This window comes from Mycobacterium sp. SMC-17 (assembly GCF_045310915.1).
Classification (GTDB): domain Bacteria; phylum Actinomycetota; class Actinomycetes; order Mycobacteriales; family Mycobacteriaceae; genus Mycobacterium.
The window spans coordinates 44,843-63,337 of the sequence record NZ_JBJIAK010000015.1 but is presented as its reverse complement, the minus strand read 5'-3'; the positions used below and the strand labels follow the sequence as shown (position 1 = coordinate 63,337).

At 67.7% G+C, this 18,495-nt stretch carries 18 protein-coding genes; 7 read left to right on the top strand and 11 right to left on the bottom strand.

Annotated features, from left to right (window positions below; translation table 11 throughout):
* Positions 1-125: 125 nt before the first annotated feature.
* Positions 126-413 carry a hypothetical protein gene (locus tag ACJH7A_RS12240; RefSeq protein WP_133427954.1) on the top strand — a complete coding sequence of 96 codons (288 nt, stop codon included), beginning with the start codon at positions 126-128 and terminating at the stop codon, positions 411-413.
* Here ACJH7A_RS12240 and efeB read toward each other — a convergent pair.
* Genes efeB through efeU form a run of 3 tightly spaced genes read right to left on the bottom strand, consistent with a single transcriptional unit; the run spans position 386 to position 3,739 of the window.
* Entirely contained in the window at positions 386-1,657 is a 1,272-nt protein-coding gene (gene efeB / locus ACJH7A_RS12235) for an iron uptake transporter deferrochelatase/peroxidase subunit (protein WP_061006160.1), read from the bottom strand. The genes ACJH7A_RS12240 and efeB overlap by 28 nt on opposite strands.
* A 28-nt stretch (positions 1,658-1,685) precedes the next feature.
* Positions 1,686-2,846 carry an iron uptake system protein EfeO gene (gene efeO / locus ACJH7A_RS12230; RefSeq protein WP_406802043.1) on the bottom strand — a complete coding sequence of 387 codons (1,161 nt, stop codon included), beginning with the start codon at positions 2,844-2,846 and terminating at the stop codon, positions 1,686-1,688.
* Complete coding sequence (gene efeU, locus ACJH7A_RS12225; protein WP_318986712.1) at positions 2,843-3,739, bottom strand: iron uptake transporter permease EfeU; 897 nt, start codon at positions 3,737-3,739, stop codon at positions 2,843-2,845. Before efeU ends, efeO begins: the two co-directional genes overlap by 4 nt.
* A 193-nt stretch (positions 3,740-3,932) precedes the next feature.
* Between efeU and ACJH7A_RS12220 the strand changes: the two genes are divergently transcribed.
* The 5 genes from ACJH7A_RS12220 (at position 3,933) to ACJH7A_RS12200 (ending at position 8,225) form a co-directional block, all read left to right on the top strand.
* Positions 3,933-4,658 carry a lytic murein transglycosylase gene (locus tag ACJH7A_RS12220; protein ID WP_318986711.1) on the top strand — a complete coding sequence of 242 codons (726 nt, stop codon included), beginning with the start codon at positions 3,933-3,935 and terminating at the stop codon, positions 4,656-4,658.
* A gap of 97 nt (positions 4,659-4,755) precedes the next feature.
* Complete coding sequence (gene eno, locus ACJH7A_RS12215) at positions 4,756-6,045, top strand: phosphopyruvate hydratase (RefSeq protein WP_318986710.1); 1,290 nt, start codon at positions 4,756-4,758, stop codon at positions 6,043-6,045.
* 23 nt (positions 6,046-6,068) lie between these two features.
* Complete coding sequence (locus tag ACJH7A_RS12210) at positions 6,069-6,764, top strand: septum formation initiator family protein (protein WP_318986709.1); 696 nt, start codon at positions 6,069-6,071, stop codon at positions 6,762-6,764.
* Positions 6,757-7,248 (top strand): DUF501 domain-containing protein, encoded by a 492-nt coding sequence (locus ACJH7A_RS12205; protein ID WP_020099117.1) that lies wholly within the window; start codon positions 6,757-6,759, stop codon positions 7,246-7,248. Before ACJH7A_RS12210 ends, ACJH7A_RS12205 begins: the two co-directional genes overlap by 8 nt.
* Positions 7,245-8,225: a Ppx/GppA phosphatase family protein gene (locus tag ACJH7A_RS12200; RefSeq protein WP_318986708.1), complete on the top strand. Its 981-nt coding sequence runs from the start codon at positions 7,245-7,247 to the stop codon at positions 8,223-8,225. Before ACJH7A_RS12205 ends, ACJH7A_RS12200 begins: the two co-directional genes overlap by 4 nt.
* Positions 8,226-8,570: 345 nt before the next feature.
* Here ACJH7A_RS12200 and ACJH7A_RS12195 read toward each other — a convergent pair whose 3' ends face one another.
* A complete protein-coding gene (locus tag ACJH7A_RS12195; protein ID WP_318986707.1) occupies positions 8,571-9,326 on the bottom strand; it encodes a cutinase family protein in 756 nt (251 codons plus the stop codon).
* Between the two features lie 257 nt (positions 9,327-9,583).
* On the opposite strand from ACJH7A_RS12195, the gene ACJH7A_RS12190 reads away from it, so the two are divergent.
* Positions 9,584-10,411 carry a class I SAM-dependent methyltransferase gene (locus tag ACJH7A_RS12190; RefSeq protein ID WP_406802042.1) on the top strand — a complete coding sequence of 276 codons (828 nt, stop codon included), beginning with the start codon at positions 9,584-9,586 and terminating at the stop codon, positions 10,409-10,411.
* 1 nt (position 10,412) lies between these two features.
* Here ACJH7A_RS12190 and ACJH7A_RS12185 read toward each other — a convergent pair whose 3' ends face one another.
* The 7 genes from ACJH7A_RS12185 to ACJH7A_RS12155 are packed head-to-tail and all read right to left on the bottom strand — an operon-like array spanning position 10,413 to position 18,473.
* Positions 10,413-11,093 (bottom strand): response regulator, encoded by a 681-nt coding sequence (locus tag ACJH7A_RS12185; RefSeq protein WP_020099121.1) that lies wholly within the window; start codon positions 11,091-11,093, stop codon positions 10,413-10,415.
* Positions 11,090-13,618 carry a DUF4118 domain-containing protein gene (locus ACJH7A_RS12180; protein ID WP_406802041.1) on the bottom strand — a complete coding sequence of 843 codons (2,529 nt, stop codon included), beginning with the start codon at positions 13,616-13,618 and terminating at the stop codon, positions 11,090-11,092. Before ACJH7A_RS12180 ends, ACJH7A_RS12185 begins: the two co-directional genes overlap by 4 nt.
* Positions 13,618-14,505 (bottom strand): potassium-transporting ATPase subunit C, encoded by an 888-nt coding sequence (locus tag ACJH7A_RS12175; protein WP_318986704.1) that lies wholly within the window; start codon positions 14,503-14,505, stop codon positions 13,618-13,620. Before ACJH7A_RS12175 ends, ACJH7A_RS12180 begins: the two co-directional genes overlap by 1 nt.
* A 2-nt stretch (positions 14,506-14,507) precedes the next feature.
* Complete coding sequence (gene kdpB, locus ACJH7A_RS12170) at positions 14,508-16,622, bottom strand: potassium-transporting ATPase subunit KdpB (RefSeq protein WP_406802040.1); 2,115 nt, start codon at positions 16,620-16,622, stop codon at positions 14,508-14,510.
* Complete coding sequence (gene kdpA / locus ACJH7A_RS12165; RefSeq protein ID WP_406802039.1) at positions 16,622-18,292, bottom strand: potassium-transporting ATPase subunit KdpA; 1,671 nt, start codon at positions 18,290-18,292, stop codon at positions 16,622-16,624. The genes kdpB and kdpA overlap by 1 nt, the downstream gene beginning before the upstream one ends.
* The gene (locus ACJH7A_RS12160; RefSeq protein WP_406802038.1) at positions 18,292-18,381 is read right to left on the bottom strand and encodes a potassium-transporting ATPase subunit F; all 90 of its coding nucleotides are present in this window, start codon (positions 18,379-18,381) and stop codon (positions 18,292-18,294) included. Before ACJH7A_RS12160 ends, kdpA begins: the two co-directional genes overlap by 1 nt.
* Positions 18,378-18,473 carry a potassium-transporting ATPase gene (locus ACJH7A_RS12155; RefSeq protein WP_318986701.1) on the bottom strand — a complete coding sequence of 32 codons (96 nt, stop codon included), beginning with the start codon at positions 18,471-18,473 and terminating at the stop codon, positions 18,378-18,380. Before ACJH7A_RS12155 ends, ACJH7A_RS12160 begins: the two co-directional genes overlap by 4 nt.
* Positions 18,474-18,495: the final 22 nt, after the last annotated feature.

Below are 18,495 nucleotides of genomic sequence, written 5' to 3'. Positions count from 1 at the left end.
ATCTGCGATCTGTACGCACGCTCGCGCGTCACCGGAACTTGGGATCGGTAGCCGGCGGGCCCCGGTGTGATTGCTTCAACGACGCCGACCGACGAGCGTCCGAGAAACCTGAGGAAGGAATCACCATGAAGCTCCCCGCCGCCATCGAACAGCACGTCAACCGCTTCGACCGCCAGCAGAGCCTGATCATCGCGATCAGCACCGGCCTGTTGGCCTTCTGGTCGGGCTACCGCGTCGCCTGGTCGCTGTACCTGACCATGACCTACGACTTCCTGTTCGGTTCGCTGGTCTTCCAGATCGCACTGTGGGGTGTCATCGGTGCCGCCGCAGCGGTCGCGTCGCTCGCGTTCTACAACCGTTACCGCACCGCCGAGCAGCCCGAGTCTCAGCCGAGCAGCGTCGATCCCCAGTAGTCCGACGAACCATCACGCACACCCGGCGGGCAGGCAAAGATGCCGCTGCCGGTGTGCGTGATGTATTCGTTGAGGGCATCGTTGTCGGACAACGACTTCTGCATCGGGATGAACGATTCGGCCGGGTTGCGGACGAACGCGATGAAGAACAGGCCCGCGTCCAGGTGGCCGAAACCGTCTGAGCCGTCGGTGAAGTTGTACCCGCGGCGCAGGATCTTCGCGCCCTTGTTGGCCTCGGGTGAGGCCAACCGCACGTGCGAGTCGACGTCGATCAGCGGTGCGCCGTCGGCGCCCTTGCTCTCGAAGTCGAGCGGGGTGAACTCGTCGGTGTACCCGTTGGGTGCGCCGTTGCCCTTCTGCCGCCCGATAACCCGCTCCTGCTCCGCGAGCACCGTGCGGTCCCACGATTCGATGAGCATCCGGATGCGGCGGCTGATCAGATACGCGCCGCCGGTCATCCAGGCCGGTCCGTCGCCGGAGCCGACCCAGACGTGCTGGTCGATGGCCGCGGTGTCCTCGGCCTTCAGGTTGTTCGTTCCGTCCTTGAACCCGAACAGGTTTCGTGGCGTGGACTGTGTGACGGTGGTCGACGACGTGCGGCCGAACCCGAGCTGCGAGTACCGCACCGCGACCGTGCCGAAACCGACGCGGGCCAGGTTGCGGATGGCGTGCACCGCGACCTGCGGGTCGTTGGCGCAAGCCTGCACGACGATGTCGCCGCCGCAGCGCTTCGGGTCGAGCGTCTCGTTGCGGAACTTGGGCAGGTCGACCAGATGTGCCGGCCGCTGCCCGTCGATGCCGAACCGGTCCTTGCCGTCCTTGCGGAAGAACGTCGGGCCGAAGCCGATCGTGAGGGTCAGCGCAGAGGGTGAAAGCCCAAGGGCCTCACCGGTATCGGCCGGCGGGGCGTACGGATTGAGCCCGATGGCCCCGTGCGCGACGGCCTCCTCGCCGAGCGTCATGCGCTCGGCCATCTCGGTCCACTTCTTCAGCATCGCGACGACGTCGGCCTTCTTGTCCGTCGTGACGTCGAAAGTGGCGAAGTGCATCCGGTCCTGCGCGGCGGTGACGATGCCCGCCTGGTGGGTGCCGCGGAACGGCACCGGCTTGGTCAGGCTGTTGTCGACGACGGCCGCGGAGGAACGGCCGGCCAGCGCGCCGGTGGCGGCGGCGCCGACGACGGCGGCCGTCACCCCGGCAGCGCCGAAGAGCTTGCGCCGGCTGAGCCCACCGGACTCGGTCACGGTCGGCTCAGCGGTCGCCGGCTGGGGCTCACTGCTTGGCGACGACACCCTGCACCTCGCTGACCTCCTTGCTCAAGGCGTCGACGGCGCGCGAAAGTTCCTGCCGCTCAGGCTCGGTCACCTTGTCGTACGAGATGAAGCCGTCGCCCTGGCGCCACTTGTCCAGCAGCTTCTGGACATTCTCGAAGGCCGCGTCGACGTCCTTGCCCAGCTGCGGGTTGCGCTCGTCGAGGATGGGGTCCACCGAGCCGACCGCGGTGCGCGAGCCCTCGATGTTGGCCTGGATGTCCCACAGGTCGGTGTGGCTGAAGATGTCTTCTTCGCCGGTGATCTTGGTCTTGGCGATCTCGTCCAGCAGTTCCTGCGCGCCACCGGCGATCTTGGTGGAGTCGATGGTCCACTTCGGATCCTTGACGCCGGCCTCGAGCTCCTTGACGTCGGCGACCAGCTGGTCGGCCAGGGCGTTGGCGTCAGGCTGCAGGCCGGTGATCCACAGCTGCTTCTCCAGGACATGGAAGCCGGTCCACTTGTCGCCGGGCTTGACGTCGGCTTCGCGCAGGTCGATCCGCGGGTCCAGGTCATCCGGGAACGACTCGGCCACCGGCTCGATGCGCTCGTAGAAGGTACGGGCCTTCGGGTACTGCGCCTTGGCGCCGGCGACGTCACCCTTCTTCACGGCGGCGGCGAAGGCCTCGGTCGCCGGCACCAGCGCGGTGGTCTGCTCGACGACGTACTTCTTGTAGAAGTCGGCGGCTTCCTTGAACTTGCCGGTGTCGTCGATCTTGACGGTGTCGCCGGTGACGGTGAAGTCGCCGCGGATGCCGTCGCCGACCATGCCGGGCTTGCACGCGGTCTTGTAGGTGCCGGCTTCGGGCAGCTGCACGATCAGCTTGCGCTGCAGGCCGGGGGAGACGTTCTCGATCTCGCCCATGACCTTGTCGCCGGGGCCGTAGACGTAGAACTCGGTGACCTTGGTGCCGTTGTTGGTGACGACGAAGGTGCTGGTGCCCGTCTTGGCCGACGTTGCCGACAGTTTGCAGGCATCATCGGTCGCGGTCACGGTGATCTCGCCGGAGGCGGACTTGTTCTCGTCCGTCTTGGACGAGCACGCGGAGACCGCGGTCAGGCCGGCGAGCAGGGCTACCGAGGCAGCTACGCCGGTCTTGACGTTCAGGGCAGCGAGATTCACTTGGCGGACCTTTCGAGGGTGGCAGCAGGGGCGGGTTTGGCTGCGACGGGTCGCAGGAACAGCGTCAGGACGACCACGAGGTACGCCAGCCAGCAGACGAACTGCAGGATCGAGGGGGCGGGGCTGATGTTGAAGACGCCCTGGATCACCTGGCCGTACCACGACGACCAGTTGAATGCGCCGGTCATGTCGAAGGCTTTGGCGCCCAGCCCGGGCAGCCAGCCGACGGTCTGCAGCGCGTGGATGGCGTACGACAGGATGCCCGCGGCGACGACGACGAGGAACGCGCCGGTGTACTTGAAGAACTTCGCCAGGTTGATCCGCACCGCGCCGGCGTACATGCCGTAGGCGACGACGACGGCGATGAGCAGGCCGATCACGAGTCCGGCCAACGGCCACGCGGTTGACGCGTTGGCGTAGCCGACCATGAACAGTGCCGTCTCGACGCCCTCGCGGCCGACGGCCAGGAAGGCCAGGGTGGCGACGGCCATCCCGCCGGTCTCCAGGGCGCGCGCCATGTCGCTGCGCAGTTCGCCGGAGATGGTGGCGGCGGCCTTGCGCATCCACAGCACCATGGTCGTGACAATGATCACCGCCACCAGGGAGGCGACGCCGGCGATGGCCTCGGCTGCCAGGCCGGAGATGGTGTTCTCGCTGAGCTGGATGGACAGGAAGACGCCAATGGTCATCGCGATGGCGGCGGCGACCCCGAGCCAGACCCACTTGAGGGCGTCGCGGCGGTCGGACTTCACGAGGAAGGCGATGAGGATGGTGACGACGATCGCAGTTTCGAGGCCTTCACGAAGGCCGATCAGCAAGCTGCCAAATAGCTGTGAAGAAATGCCCGGGCCTGCGGCGACCAGCGATGTCGAGACCGCGAAAGTGGTGGTCATCCGCAATCCTTAGATAGACTAAACGGCAACACAGGTTTGCCTTGCCAAAGCAAGGCAAGCCAACCTTATCAGCGGATGGGTGGCCGTCGTACCTTCGTGCCGGAAAGCTTGCGCTTCGGGGTGCACTCAGCTCGGCATGCGACGATGACGGGCGACGAATCCGTCGACAATCTCTGGGTATAGGGGAGTACCGGTGTTGCGAGCGCGTTGGCTGCGGGCGAGCGCTGTTGTCCTCGCGACGGCGCTCCTGATGGCCTCGAGCTGCTCGTTTCAGCCCGGCTACCTGCGCGGAGTGCCGCCGCCGCCGGGGCCTGCGGTGCCTCCGATCAATACCCATGTGAAGGGTCGGGGCGCGGACCAGCTGCGTGACTGGGCCGAGCATCTGGCACCGCCGCTGGGCATTCCGGTCATGGCACTGGAGGCCTACGGGTACGCCGCGCGCGTGGCCGAGGTCGAGAACCCCAAGTGCCACATCGCGTGGACGACGCTCGCGGGCATCGGGATGGTCGAGAGCCACCACGGCACCTACCGCGGCGCGACCATCGCCCCGAACGGTGACGTCACGCCCCCGATCCGCGGCGTGCCACTCGACGGCACCATGAACAACCTGCGGATTCCGGACTCCGACTCCGGCAGCATGGACAGCGACGACGCCGTCGACCGCGCCATGGGGCCCATGCAGTTCATCCCGGACACGTGGCGGTTGTACGGCGTCGACGCAAACAACACCGGGTTCGCCAGCCCCGACAACATCGACGACGCGGCGCTGTCGGCGGCGGGTTATCTCTGCTACCGCGGCAAGGATCTGTCCAGCCCGCACGGCTGGATGGACGCGCTGCACGCCTACAACCTGTCCGACGACTACGCGCGCGCCGTGCGGGACTGGGCGACGGCGTATGCCAACGGGCACCAGCGATAGGTTGCGATAGGTACCGGTAGCTGCCGCACTTCTACTACGGGCACCGTTTAGGCTGATGGGCGTTCGCACGAGTCCGTGACGCCAGAGGGAGACCCAAGTGCCAATCATCGAACAGGTCGGAGCCCGCGAGATTCTCGACTCTCGGGGAAATCCGACGGTCGAGGTCGAGGTCGCTCTGACCGATGGAACCTTCGCTCGCGCGGCGGTGCCGTCGGGTGCGTCGACCGGTGAGCACGAGGCTGTCGAACTGCGCGACGGCGGCGCGCGTTACCTCGGCAAGGGTGTCGAGAAGGCCGTCGAGGCCGTGCTCGACGAGATCGCTCCCGCCGTCATCGGCCAGGCCGCCGACGACCAGCGCATCATCGACCAGGCGCTGCTGGACCTGGATGGCACGCCGGACAAGTCGCGCCTCGGCGCCAACGCCATCCTCGGCGTCTCGCTGGCCGTGGCCAAGGCCGCTGCCGACTCGGCCGGCCTGCCGCTGTTCCGGTACATCGGCGGCCCGAACGCCCACATCCTGCCGGTGCCGATGATGAACATCCTCAACGGTGGCGCGCACGCCGACACCGGTGTCGACGTCCAGGAGTTCATGGTCGCCCCGATCGGTGCCCCCACCTTCAAGGAATCGCTGCGCTGGGGCGCCGAGGTCTACCACTCGCTCAAGTCGGTGCTCAAGAAGCAGGGTCTGGCGACGGGCCTCGGTGACGAGGGCGGTTTCGCGCCCGACGTCGCCGGCACCCATGCCGCGCTCGAGCTGATCAGCACCGCCATCGACGCCACCGGCCTCAAGCTGGGCAGCGACGTGGCGCTGGCCCTCGACGTCGCGGCCACCGAGTTCTACACCGACGGAACGGGTTACGCCTTCGAGAAGCAGACCCGCACCGCCGAGCAGATGGCCGAGTTCTACGCCTCGCTGCTCGATGCGTTCCCGCTGGTGTCCATCGAGGACCCGCTGTCGGAGGACGACTGGGACGGCTGGGTCGCGCTGACCAACGCCATCGGTGACCGCGTCCAGCTCGTCGGCGACGACCTGTTCGTCACCAACCCGGAGCGGCTGGAGGAGGGCATCGAGAAGGGTGCCGCCAACGCGCTGCTGGTGAAGGTGAACCAGATCGGCACGCTCACCGAGACCCTGGACGCCGTGGCCCTGGCGCACGCCGCGGGCTACAAGTCGATGATGAGCCACCGCAGTGGCGAGACCGAGGACACCACCATCGCCGACCTGGCCGTCGCGTGCAGCTGTGGCCAGATCAAGACCGGTGCCCCGGCCCGCAGCGAGCGCGTCGCCAAGTACAACCAGCTGCTCCGCATCGAGGAGACCCTGGGTGACGCCGCGCGCTACGCCGGCGACCTGGCGTTCCCGCGTTTCGCGTTGGAAGCCAAGTAGTTTCGCGGGTCTGACCTACCGACATGCCCGATCCCAAACGGCGTTCCCCCGCCTCTCGCCCCGCCAAACCCGGCGAGGCGAAGCGGGGGCGTGCCGGGGCCGGCACGTCGGCGGCCAAGGCGGGTAACCGCCCCAAGGCGGAGCCGCGGCGCGTTCCGGAGAACCTGCCGGCTCCGGTCACCGAGCCCATCCGGCAGGCCTATGCGGAGTCGGTCGAGCACCATGCCGAGCAGCGGCTGGGGTCGGCGGCGCGGCGCGCGGCGATCCTCGCCGTCGTGGTGTGCGTGCTGACCCTGACCATCGCCGGGCCGGTGCGGACGTTCTTCGCGCAGCGCACCGAGATGCAGCAGCTGGCCACCGCCGAGTCCCAATTACGTTCGCAGATAGCCAATTTGGAGCAGCAGAAGGTGAAGCTGGCCGACCCGGTGTACATCGCCGCGCAGGCTCGTGAGCGGTTGGGCTTCGTGATGCCGGGTGACATCCCGTATCAGGTGCAACTGCCTCCCGGCGCCGTCACGACCCCCGTCGCGCCCGCGCCGTCGCCCACCGCCAAGAGCAACCAGCCCTGGTACACCGCGCTGTGGCACACCATCGCCGATCAGCCGCACGGGCTCACGCCGGCGCCTGCCGTCGTCGCGCCCGGTCCCGACGGGGTCACCCCCGATGGTGACGTGCCTCCGACCGATCTGCCCGCACCTCAGGCGCCGCCCGGTGGTTGACGCTGCTGATCTCGAAGCCGTTGCGGCCCAGCTGGGGCGGGAGCCGCGTGGTGTCCTGGAGATCGCCTACCGCTGCCCCAACGGCGAGCCCGGTGTGGTGAAGACCGCGCCGCGACTGCCCGACGGAACCCCTTTTCCCACTTTGTATTACCTGACCCATCCGGCGCTGACGGCCGCGGCCAGCCGGCTCGAGTCGTCGGGTCTCATGCGCGAGATGACCGAACGGCTGCAGGCCTCCGAGGAGCTGGCGGCGGCGTATCGGCGCGCGCACGAGTCGTTCCTGGCCGAGCGGGACGCCATCGAGTCGCTGGGCACGACGTTCTCCGGCGGCGGGATGCCCGACCGGGTCAAGTGCCTGCACGTCGTGATGGCGCATTCGCTCGCAAAAGGCCCGGGCCTCAACCCCTTCGGTGACGAGGCATTGGCGTTGTTGGCAGTTGAACCGGCGATGGCCGGAATTCTGGATCCGAAGGTGTGGGTGTGAGTTCGCGCGTCGCTGCTGTTGACGGCGTGCGGCGGGTCGCCGCGGTGGACTGTGGCACCAATTCCGTCAGACTTCTCATCGCGGACGTCGTCGACGGCCGGTTGCAGGACGTGCACCGCGAGATGCGGATCGTCACCCTCGGTGAAGGTGTCGACGCCACAGGCGAATTCGCGCCCGCCGCGCTCGCCCGGACCGAAGCTGCGTTGGCCGACTACGTCGAGGTGATGCTCGCGCACGACGTGTCCAAGGTGCGGATGGTCGCGACCTCTGCGGCCCGCGACGCCGGCAACCGCGACGAGTTCTTCGCCATGACGGCAAGGCAACTGGGCCGCGTGATGCCGGGTGCCGTCGCGGAAGTCATCACCGGGACCGAGGAAGCCGCGTTGTCGTTTCGCGGCGCCGTCGGCGAATTGGACCCGGCCACAGGGCCTTTCGTTGTCGTCGACCTGGGTGGCGGCTCGACCGAGGTGGTGCTCGGCGGTTCCGGTGCCGCGGTTGCGGATGTGGTCGCGAGCTTCTCGGCCAACATCGGCTGCGTCCGACTCACCGAGCGCTGCCTGCAGACCGACCCGCCCACTGCCGATGAGGTCGCGGCCGCGCGTGCCGTGGTGCGCGAGAAGCTGGCCGAGGCTTTGAGCGTCGTGCCCATTGAGGGTGCCCGGACGTGGGTCGGTGTGGCCGGCACGTTCACCACGGTTGCCGCCCTGGCGCTGGGGCTACCGGAGTACGACTCCGAGGTGATTCATCTGTCCCGCATCGGAATTCCGGATGTGGTCAAGGTGTGCGACGAGCTGATCGCGATGCCGCGGGCGCAACGCGCCGAACTCGGCCCCATGCACCCGGGCCGGGTTCCGGTGATCGGTGGCGGATCGGTCGTCGTCGAGGAATTGGCCCGCGAATTCGGTCAGCGGGCGGGGATCACGGAATTGGTGGTCAGCGAGCACGACATCCTGGACGGCATCGCGCTGTCGGTCTGACCTCGAGCGTGGGGGTTCACGCGGAAAATCGCAGAAAATCCCTCGCCAACCCCCACGGTCGGCGGTCGAGATTTCTGGCTAGACCTTGCAGTTCGGGCGGTTGTGGCAGTGGTGTCCGTCGCGGCAGGCGTTGCACTGACAGCCACAGGTCGACACGTTCTTGGTGGAAACCTTCATTACTGATCACCCCTGATTGTCTCGGCTTATCGAGATATGACTACCTCACCATAGTTCGATCACGGGGCGGAGTGAAGGTCGCAGAGGAGCCCGAACGGTGTCATGACAGACCGACGGCCGGAACCAGTCCTCGTGAGACTGACTTCCGGCCGTCGGCAGGGGGGTGATTCAGTTGGCTGTGTCGTCCGACGCCTGGACCATCGGCGCGGCCGGAGCAGCGGGCGCACCCAGCTGGCGGGCGACGAAGTCCGCGGCCTGGTTGGCCATGCCGTTGAACTTGTAGGCGCTGTGGGCCGAACGGTCCATGCCGCCACCGCAGATCGGGTCGCCGGGGGCGCACAGCTGGATGGTCTTGCCGGCGTAGGCGCTGCCGATGTTGATGGCGGGGGCGCTGCGGTCGGCGACGCTCAGCACGAACGGGCTCGGGGTGCCGAACAGGACGACGGCGGCGACGTGCGAGGCGACCGAGGCGGGCATCGGGCCGGAGATGCCGGCGGGCAGGACGAATCCGGCGGGGACGCTGCTCATCGTGCTGTAGCCGGCGACGGCCGCGCCCTGCGAGTAACCACCGATGACGATCTTGGTGGCGGGGCACGAGGCGGCGATGGACTCGATGCGGTTGGTGGCGTCGGCGACGCCGTCGGCGGCTGCGCCGAAGTCCAGAGAGGCCGGGTAGTTCACGCCGTAGGCGTCGATGTTGCGTCCGGGCATCCGGGCGTTCAGTGCGTCGACGAAGGCTTGGCCGGTGGCACCGACGCCAGGGCTTTCGAAAGTGCCGCGGGCGAAGACCACTTCGACGTTGGCACAGGAGTCGTCGGCGGCGTTGGCCGTGGCGACCGGGCCGGCGATGGCGCCGGCGATGATCGTGAAGGCGGCCACGGCGGTCAGTGCCACCTTGCCGGCCGCGTTACGAATGGCGCTCATGTTGTTTTCCCCGTCCCTTGGAAGTACCAGTTGCCTGGTATAAGCCGAACGGGGGAGCTGCGATTCCGCCGCGCGGTGTGACGTACCGCATACGTAGGGCAACTAAGCATCGGGGATGAACTGCGGGCTCTCCTGCGTTGGGTTCGGGTCGCGCAATTCAGGGTGTCGTCGTTCGCGTCATGGAGAGCGCGAGTGGTCGACCGTGTGCCGAATAAAAATCAGTCGAACTGTGCGTGTCGAATTGTGAGGATGAAGCCGTGATCGACGACTGGCGCAGCATGAACCTGGCGAATTGGGAGGCGCGCGTACCCCTGCACACGGCGCCCGATGGCTACGATCTGGCGGCCTTCGACGACCCCGAATACCTTTCGGCCGTAGTGCGTTACGACCTGCCGCGGCTCGGGCGGCTGGACGGCAGCGACGTGGTGCACCTGCAATGCCACATCGGGACCGACACGGTATCGCTGGCTCGGCTCGGAGCCCGGTCGGTCACCGGCCTTGACTTCTCACCCGCTGCACTCGACGCGGGCCGCGCCCTGAGCCGTCGGGCCGATGCCGACGTGCGCTTCGTCGAATCAGATGTGGACGGGGCGGTCCGGGCGCTCGGTGCGGCGTGCTGCGACGTGGTCTATACCGGCATCGGTGCCATCTGCTGGTTACCCGACATCCGCCGGTGGGCGGTCATCGTCGCCGAGCTGCTGAGGCCAGGCGGTCGGCTGTTCATGCGTGAGGGCCACCCGGTGTTGTGGGCGATGTGCGATCCGCGGCCGGACGGTCTGCTGGTGCTGGAATATCCCTACTTCGAAACGCCGGGAACGGTTTTCGTCGAACACGAAAGCTACGCGGGCACGGGTGTCCTCAGCGCGCCCGAGTCGGTCAGCTTCAATCACGGTCTCGGGGAGATCTTCACCGCCCTCACCGCGGCCGGACTTACCGTCACCGCGCTGGAGGAACACCGCGAGGTGCCATGGAACCCGTTGGGCGAGGCGATGATTCCCAGCCCCGACTTCGCGGAGGAGTACGTGCTCGCCCACGGGCGTGACCGGATGCCGATGACCTACACCCTGCAAGCGGTGAAACGCTGACCTACTCCTGGAACCGATACCCCATCCCGGCTTCGGTCAGCAGGTGCTTGGGGTGTGACGGGTCGACCTCGAGCTTGCGGCGCAGCTGCGCGAGATACACCCGTAGGTAGTGGGTCTCCTTGGCATAGGCCGGCCCCCACACCTCTTTGAGCAGCTCCTCGCGGCCCACGAGTTTGCCGCGGTTGCGCACCAGCATCTCCAGCATGCCCCACTCGGTGGGCGTCAGGTGTACCTCGTTGCCGCTGCGCGTCACCCGCTTGGCCGCCAGATCGACCGTGAATGAGGAGGTCTCGACGACGGGTTCGTCGGTCTCGGACGCGGCCGCGCCACGGCGCACCGCGGCGCGCAGCCGGGCCAGGAACTCGTCCATGCCGAACGGTTTGGTGACGTAGTCGTCGGCGCCCGCGTCGAGGGCCTCGACCTTGTCCATCGAATCGGTGCGCGCCGACAGCACGATGACGGGCGCGGTGAGCCAGCCGCGCAGCCCGGCCAGCACGTCGATGCCGGACATGTCCGGCAGGCCGAGGTCGAGGATCACCACGTCGGGCTTGTGTTCGGCGGCCGACTTCAGCGCCTCGGCGCCCGTGGCCGCGACAGAGACGTCGTAGCCGCGCACCGAAAGGTTGATGCGCAGGGCCCGCAGAATCTGTGGTTCGTCGTCGATGACCAGAACCCGTGTCACACCCGATCCTTTCCCGCGGCCGCCAGGTCCACCACGACCGTCAGCCCGCCGCCGGGGGTGTCGGTGGCAGAGATGGTGCCGCCCATCGCTTCGACAAAACCGCGCGCCACCGAAAGGCCAAGTCCCACACCGGTGCTGTTGTCGTGGTCACCGAGGCGCTGGAACGGCGCGAACAATTGCTCTTCGGTGCCGCGGGGGATGCCCGGCCCCTCGTCGACGATGGTGATGAGCACCCGCTCGCCGACCTGCCCGGCATTCACCCGCACCACGCTGCCCGCGGAGTACCGCAGCGCGTTGTCGATGAGGTTGACCAGCACCCGCTCGAGCAGGCCCGCATCGGCCAGCGCGACGGCGTCGCCCACTTCGACCTTGACCCGGTCTAGCCCGCGGTTCGCGTAACCGGTTGCTCCGCGGCTGATTCCGAGCAGCGCCCGCTGCACGACCTCTTCCATGTACACCCGCCGCAGTTCCGGTTTCACCACGCCGGCGGCCAGTCGCGACGAGTCGAGCAGGTTGCCCACCAACGCGGTCAGCTGATCGACCGACTCCTCGATGGTGGCCAGCAGTGCGGCGGTGTCCTCGGGCGAGAATCCGACGTCCTCGCTGCGCAGGCTCGACACCGCCGCCTTGGCCGCGGCCAGTGGGGTGCGCAGGTCGTGGCTGACGGCGCTCAGCAGGGAGCGGCGTAGCTCGTCGGCCTTGGCCAGGGCTTCGGCGCGGCCGGCTTCCTCGGCCAGGGCGCGCTGGCGCACCAGCCCAGCCGCCTGCCGCGCGACGGCGCCGAGCACCCGGCGGTCGCGGGCCTCGGTCTTGCGGCCGGCCATCAGCAGCCAGTATTGGTCGTCGCTGACCTCGATGGCGGTGTCCGCGGAATCGACTGTCACACAGGGTTCTTTGCCGACGCAGGCGACGATGCCGTCCTCCTCGTGCAACAGGCTGACGGCCCGCTGCGCGTACGTCTCCCGGACGCGCTCGAGCAGTGTGGTCAGGTCGGCGCCGCGCAGCACGCTGCCGGCGAACAGGGCCAGCAGCTCGGCCTCCTGCGACGCATGCCGGGCTTCCCGGGACCGTTTGGCGGCACCGTCGACCAGCGCGGCGACGGCGACCGCGACGGCCAGCAGCACCACGACCGTCAGGGCGCTGTCGGGGTCGGCGATGGTGAAGCTGTACCGCGGGGCGACGAAGAAGTAGTTGAGCAGCAGCCCGGACAGCACGGCCGACAAGGCCGCCGGGGCGACACCGCCGAGCAGCGCGACGACCAGCACGCCGATGAAGAACACCGCGCTCTCGCCGCCGATGTGCAGGAACGGATCCAGCAGCGCGGTGACGGCGGTGATGACGGCGGGCACGACGATCGCGGCGAGCCACGACGCCAGGTGCCGCTGCCCGCGGGTCGCCGTCGACCACGACCAGCCGGGCCGGGACTGCTCATGGGTGACCATGTGCACGTCGATCTTGCCGGAGTTCTGGACGGTCTTGGCGCCGATGCCCTCGTCGAAGAGCCGGGCCCACCGCGACCGCCGCGAGGTGCCGAGCACCAACTGGGTGGCGTTCATCTCGCGCGCGAAATCCAATAGGGCACTGGGGACGTCACCGTCGCTGCCACCGACGACGGTGTGCAGCGTGGCGCCGAGGCTGGCCGTCAGCTCACGCACCTTGCCCATCTGCGGGGCGGACACGCCCGTCAGGCCGTCGCCGCGGACGACGTGCACCACCATCAGTTCGGCGCTGGATTTGGAGGCGATGCGCGACGCACGCCGTACCAGGGTCTCGGATTCTGGGCCGCCGGTGACCGCCACGACCACACGTTCACGCGCTTCCCAGGTGTCCGAAATATTGTGCTCGGCACGGTATTTCGCGAGCGCGGCGTCGACCTGGTCGGCCAGCCACAGCAGTGCCAGTTCGCGCAGGGCGGTCAGGTTGCCCTGCCGGAAGTAATTGGACAGCGCCGCGTCGACGCGTTCGGGTGCATACACGTTGCCGTGGGAGAGCCTGCGGCGCAGGGCTTCCGGGGTGATGTCGACCAGTTCGATCTGGGCGGCACTGCGGACCACGGAGTCCGGCACTGTCTCCTGCTGCTCGATGCCGGTGATCTGGGCGACGACGTCGTTGAGGCTTTCCAGGTGCTGGACGTTCACGGTGGAGATGACAGTGATGCCGGCCGCGAGCAGTTCTTCGACGTCCTGCCAGCGTTTGGCGTTCTTGCTGCCGGGCGTATTGCTGTGCGCCAGTTCGTCGACCAGCACCACCTCGGGGTGGCGGGCCAGCACCGCGGGAACATCCAGTTCGGCGAACGTCCCGCCGCGGTAGTCGATGAACCGCGGCGGGATCCGTTCGATGCCCTCCATCGCCTCGGCCGTCTTCTTGCGACCGTGCGTCTCGACCACGGCGGCGACGACGTCGGTGCCGCGTTCGAGACGGCGGTGCGCCTCGCCGAGCATCGAGAAGGTCTTGCCCACGCCGGGGGCCGCACCCAGGTAGATGCGTAGCTCGCCCCGCTTGTCCGGCGTTCCCATGTCTCCCATCATCCAATACGGGCTGGGTACTTCTGGTCCAACGCGAGATTCAGCTGCAGGACGTTGACCCGCGGCTCACCCATGAAGCCCAGGGCGCGGCCGGTGGTGTTGTCGCGCACCAGCGCCCGGACCTGGTCGGCGGAAAGGTGCCGCGCTTTCGCGACCCGGTCCACCTGCAGGTCGGCGTAGTCGGTCGAGATGTCGGGATCCAGGCCGCTGCCGCTGGCGGTGACGGCGTCGGCCGGCACCTGCGGATCGGCGGGCGCGGCGCCGCGGATGGCGACGATCTGCCCGGCGGTGTAATCTGCGCCGTCCGTGGCGCATTCGACGCGCACGCCCTCATACGCCGCCAGGAACGGCACCTTGGTGGTGGCGCACGGCTGGTTGACGCTGACCACCTGGGTGGGGTGGCTGACGTTGCCGGTGGCGTCCCGGGGGCCGATCACCGACAGCACCGCACCCACACCGTCGGCGGTGCAGAACGGGCGGGCGCCGGCCGCGTGATCCAAGCCCTCGGCGTCGGCGACGGCGTAGCTGCGGGTGCACACCTGGGTCAGCAGGCTCGGCTTGTTGGGCGCATCGACGATGCTCTCGGGGCCGAGATTGCCCGCGCCGCTGGCCATCGGGTCGTACCCGGTGCCGGCGTTGGACGGACGGCTCTGGAAATACTGCGGTAGCGCATTGCCTTTGGCATCGGTGAACAGCTGGCCGATCAGGGAGCTGCCGACGACCTTGCCATTGACCGTGACGAGCGAGCCGTCGGCCTTGTCCTTGAGTCCGGGCAGCTGGGCGATGGCCCAGACGAGGACCGGGTAGGCCAGACCGGTGATGACGGTCAGGACGAGCAGCGCGCGCAGCGCGGCGCTGTGTACGCGAATCAGGTTGCCGATGTTCATGATTAAGACATCCCCGGGATGAACTGGATGAGCAGGTCGATGAGTTTGATGCCGATGAACGGGGCGATGATGCCGCCCAGACCATAGACGTACAGGTTGCGGCTCAAGAGCTTTGACGCACTGCTGGGCGTGTACCTCACACCCCGCAGCGACAGCGGGATCAGCGCGATGATGACGAGGGCGTTGAAGATCACCGCCGACAGGATCGCCGACTGGGGGCTGTGCAGCCGCATGATGTTCAGCAGATCCAGGCCGGGGAACAGGGCCACGAACATCGCCGGGATGATCGCGAAGTACTTCGCGATGTCGTTGGCGATGGAGAACGTGGTCAAGGCGCCGCGGGTGATGAGCAGCTGCTTGCCGATCTCGACGATCTCGATGAGCTTGGTCGGGTCCGAGTCGAGGTCGACCATGTTGCCGGCCTCTTTGGCCGCCGAGGTGCCGGTGTTCATCGCGACGCCGACGTCGGCCTGCGCCAGCGCGGGGGCGTCGTTGGTGCCGTCGCCGGTCATCGCGACGAGCTTGCCGCCGGCCTGCTCCTTCTTGATCAGCGCCAGCTTGTCCTCGGGCGTGGCCTCGGCCAGGAAGTCGTCGACCCCGGCCTCGTCGGCAATCGCCTTGGCGGTCAACGGGTTATCGCCGGTGATCATCACGGTGCGGATGCCCATCTTGCGCATCTCGTCGAACCGCTCACGCATACCCTGCTTGACGACGTCCTTGAGATGGATGACGCCCAAGACCTCAGCGGCCTTGCCGGCCCCGTCGTTGTTGACCCGCCCGACCACCAGCGGGGTACCACCGGCTGCGGAGATGCCGTCGACGATGTCGCCCAATTCGATGGGCACGGTGCCGCCCTGACCCCGAATCCACTCCGCGACGGAATTGGCCGCGCCCTTGCGCAGCTTCTGGCCGTCGTGCAGATCGACACCGGACATCCGGGTCAGCGCGGTGAACTCGACCCACGTGGCATCGGTCAGCTCGCCCGGGGTACGTGCCCGCAGTCCGTGAGCCTCCTTGGCATACACCACGATTGACCGGCCCTCAGGTGTCTCGTCGGCGAGGCTCGACAGCTGCGCCGCGTCGGCGAGCTGGTCGTCGGTGACGCCGGGCACCGGGATGAAGCCCGCGGCCTGCCGGTTGCCGAGCGTGATGGTGCCGGTCTTGTCGAGCAGCAGGGTGTTGACGTCACCGGCGGCTTCCACGGCACGGCCCGACATGGCGAGCACGTTGCGCTGCACCAGCCGGTCCATGCCGGCGATGCCGATGGCCGACAGCAGCGCGCCGATCGTGGTGGGAATCAAACAGACCAGTAGTGAGACCATCACGATGCCGGTGACGCCGAAGCCGTCGAGCGCCTCGGTGTCGGGCACGCCCGGGTTGTTGGCCTTCGAGTAGATGGCCAGCGGCTGCAGCGTCGCGACGGCGAACACGAAGATGATCGTCAGCGCGGCCAGCAGGATGTTGAGCGCGATCTCGTTGGGGGTCTTCTGCCGGTTGGCGCCCTCGACCAGAGCGATCATGCGGTCGACGAAGCTCTCGCCCGGCTTCTGGGTGATCTGTACGACGATGCGGTCGGACAGCACCGTGGTGCCGCCGGTGACAGCGGATCGGTCGCCGCCGGACTCCCGGATGACGGGCGCCGATTCGCCGGTGATCGCCGATTCATCCACGGAGGCAATGCCTTCCGCGACGTCACCGTCACCGGGGATGACCTGCCCGGCCTCGACGACGACGATGTCGCCCTGCTGCAGCAGGGGAGCGGCGATCTCCTCTTCGGTACCGGCACTGCCCGGCGCCCAGCCGACCAGCTTGCGGGCCATGGTGTCGGACTTGGTCTTTCGCAGGCTGGCGGCCTGGGCCTTGCCGCGGCCCTCGGCGACCGCTTCGGCGAGGTTGGCGAAAACGACTGTCAGCCAGAGCCAGAACACGATCAGCCAGGCGAACCAGCTGGAGTTCAGCACGGCCAGGACCGTCGACCAGACGGCGCCGACCTCGACGATGAACATCACCGGGTTGCGCCACAGCGTGCGGGGGTCCAGCTTGCGCAGAGCGTCCGGCATGGACTTCCACAGCATCTTCGGGTCGAGCAGGCCGCCCTTTACAGCGGTATCGGACATCAGTGGATTCCTTCAGCAAGGGGGCCGAGCGCCAGCGCCGGCAGGAAGGTCAGGGCGACGAGGATCAGCGTCACGCCGGCGACCATGCCGACGAACTGCGGACGGTGCGTCGGCAGCGTGCCGATCGACGGGGGTGTGCTGCCCTGTTTGGCCAGTGAACCGGCGAGGGCGAGCACCAGGATCATCGGCAGGAAGCGGCCGATGATCATCGCCAGGCCCAAAGCCGTGTTGTACCAAACCGTATTGACCGACAAGCCTGCGAACGCCGAGCCGTTGTTGTTGGCGGCCGACGTGAAGGCGTACAGCACTTCGGACAGGCCGTGCGGGCCCGAGTTCAGCATCGCCGCGCGCTCACCCGGCAGCGCCATGGCAAAAGCGGTGCCGGTCAACACGATCAGCGGCGTGACCAGGAAATAGCTTGCGGCCAGCTTGATCTCCCGAGGCGTGATCTTTTTTCCCAGGTATTCCGGCGTGCGCCCGACCATCAGGCCGGCCACGAACACCGTGATCACCGCGAGGATCAGCATGCCGTACAGGCCCGACCCGGTACCGCCTGGCGCGACCTCACCGAGCTGCATGTTGAACATCGTCATCAGGCCGCCGAGGGACGTGTACGAGTCGTGGAACGAGTTCACCGCACCGGTGGAGGTCAGCGTGGTGGCGCTGGCGAACACCGCCGAATTGACCACGCCGAAGCGCTGTTCCACGCCCTCCATCGACGCTCCGATGGCGGTGGGCACGGTGCCGTGGTGCTGGCTCTGGAACACCAGCATGAGGCTGGCGCTGATGATTGCCAGGACCGCCATGACGGCGACGATCGCGTAGCCCTGCTTGCGGCTGTCCACCATCCGGCCGAACGTGCGCGGCAGCGAGAACGAGATCACCAGCAACAGAAAGATCTCCACCCAGTCGGTCCAGGCCGTCGGGTTCTCGAACGGGTGGGCCGAGTTGGCGTTGAAGAAACCGCCACCGTTGGTGCCCAGCTCCTTGATCACTTCCTGGCTGGCCACGGGACCACCGGTGAGGGTCTGCTGCGCACCGGCGAGGGTGTCGGCGACCTGGTCATGCAGGTGGAAGTTCTGGACGGCCCCGCCGGCGATGAGGATCAGCGCGGCAATGACGGCCAGCGGCAACAGGATTCGGATCGTGCCGCGCACGAGGTCGACCCAGAAGTTGCCCAGTTCGGTGGCGTGCCGGCGGGCGAACCCGCGCACGAGTGCGACCGCGACGGCCATGCCGACGGCTGCCGACACGAAGTTCTGCACCGACAGACCGGCCATCTGCACCAGGTGGCCCTGCGTCGTCTCACCCGAGTAGGCCTGCCAGTTGGTGTTGGTGACGAAGCTGATGGCGGTGTTCCACGCCAGGTCGGCAGTCATCGGGGTGGCCGGATCGTTCAGGTGCAGCGGCAGGACACCCTGCACCAGCTGGAAGAAGAAGAGGAACAGCAGCGAGACGGCCGAGAAGGCGAGGGCGCTGCGGGCGTAGGCCCCCCAGTTCTGCTCGGCCTCCGGGTCAGCGCCGATCACTTTGTAGATGAGACGTTCAGCGCGCGAATGCTTTTCGGACGCATATACGCGGAACATGTAGTCGCCCAACGGCACATGCACCGCGGCGAGCGCGACGATCAGGGAGAGCAGGAACGCGATTCCCGCGGCGGTGGGGCTCACTAGAACCGCTCCGGAAAGAGCAGTGCGGCGACCAGGAACAGTGCGATCACCAGACACAGCACCAGGCCGATGGTGTTGGCGTAGTTCATGAGCGCCCTACACCCTTCTCGACGCTCTTCTGGATCACGCCGAGCAGGGCGAAGATCGCCACCGTCAGCACCACGAACACCACTACAGACATGGGTTCTCCCACACGTAAACGG

What these genes read in the sequence shown, in the direction of transcription:
- ACJH7A_RS12240 (WP_133427954.1), top strand. Translation starts at nt 126, where the DNA reads ATGAAGCTCCCCGCCGCCATCGAACAGCACGTCAACCGCTTCGACCGC.
- efeU (WP_318986712.1), bottom strand. Translation starts at nt 3,739, where the DNA reads ATGACCACCACTTTCGCGGTCTCGACATCGCTGGTCGCCGCAGGCCCG.
- ACJH7A_RS12210 (WP_318986709.1), top strand. Translation starts at nt 6,069, where the DNA reads ATGCCCGATCCCAAACGGCGTTCCCCCGCCTCTCGCCCCGCCAAACCC.
- ACJH7A_RS12195 (WP_318986707.1), bottom strand. Translation starts at nt 9,326, where the DNA reads ATGAGCGCCATTCGTAACGCGGCCGGCAAGGTGGCACTGACCGCCGTG.
- ACJH7A_RS12180 (WP_406802041.1), bottom strand. Translation starts at nt 13,618, where the DNA reads ATGGGAGACATGGGAACGCCGGACAAGCGGGGCGAGCTACGCATCTAC.
- ACJH7A_RS12175 (WP_318986704.1), bottom strand. Translation starts at nt 14,505, where the DNA reads ATGAACATCGGCAACCTGATTCGCGTACACAGCGCCGCGCTGCGCGCG.
- kdpB (WP_406802040.1), bottom strand. Translation starts at nt 16,622, where the DNA reads ATGTCCGATACCGCTGTAAAGGGCGGCCTGCTCGACCCGAAGATGCTG.
- ACJH7A_RS12160 (WP_406802038.1), bottom strand. Translation starts at nt 18,381, where the DNA reads ATGAACTACGCCAACACCATCGGCCTGGTGCTGTGTCTGGTGATCGCA.
- ACJH7A_RS12155 (WP_318986701.1), bottom strand. Translation starts at nt 18,473, where the DNA reads ATGTCTGTAGTGGTGTTCGTGGTGCTGACGGTGGCGATCTTCGCCCTG.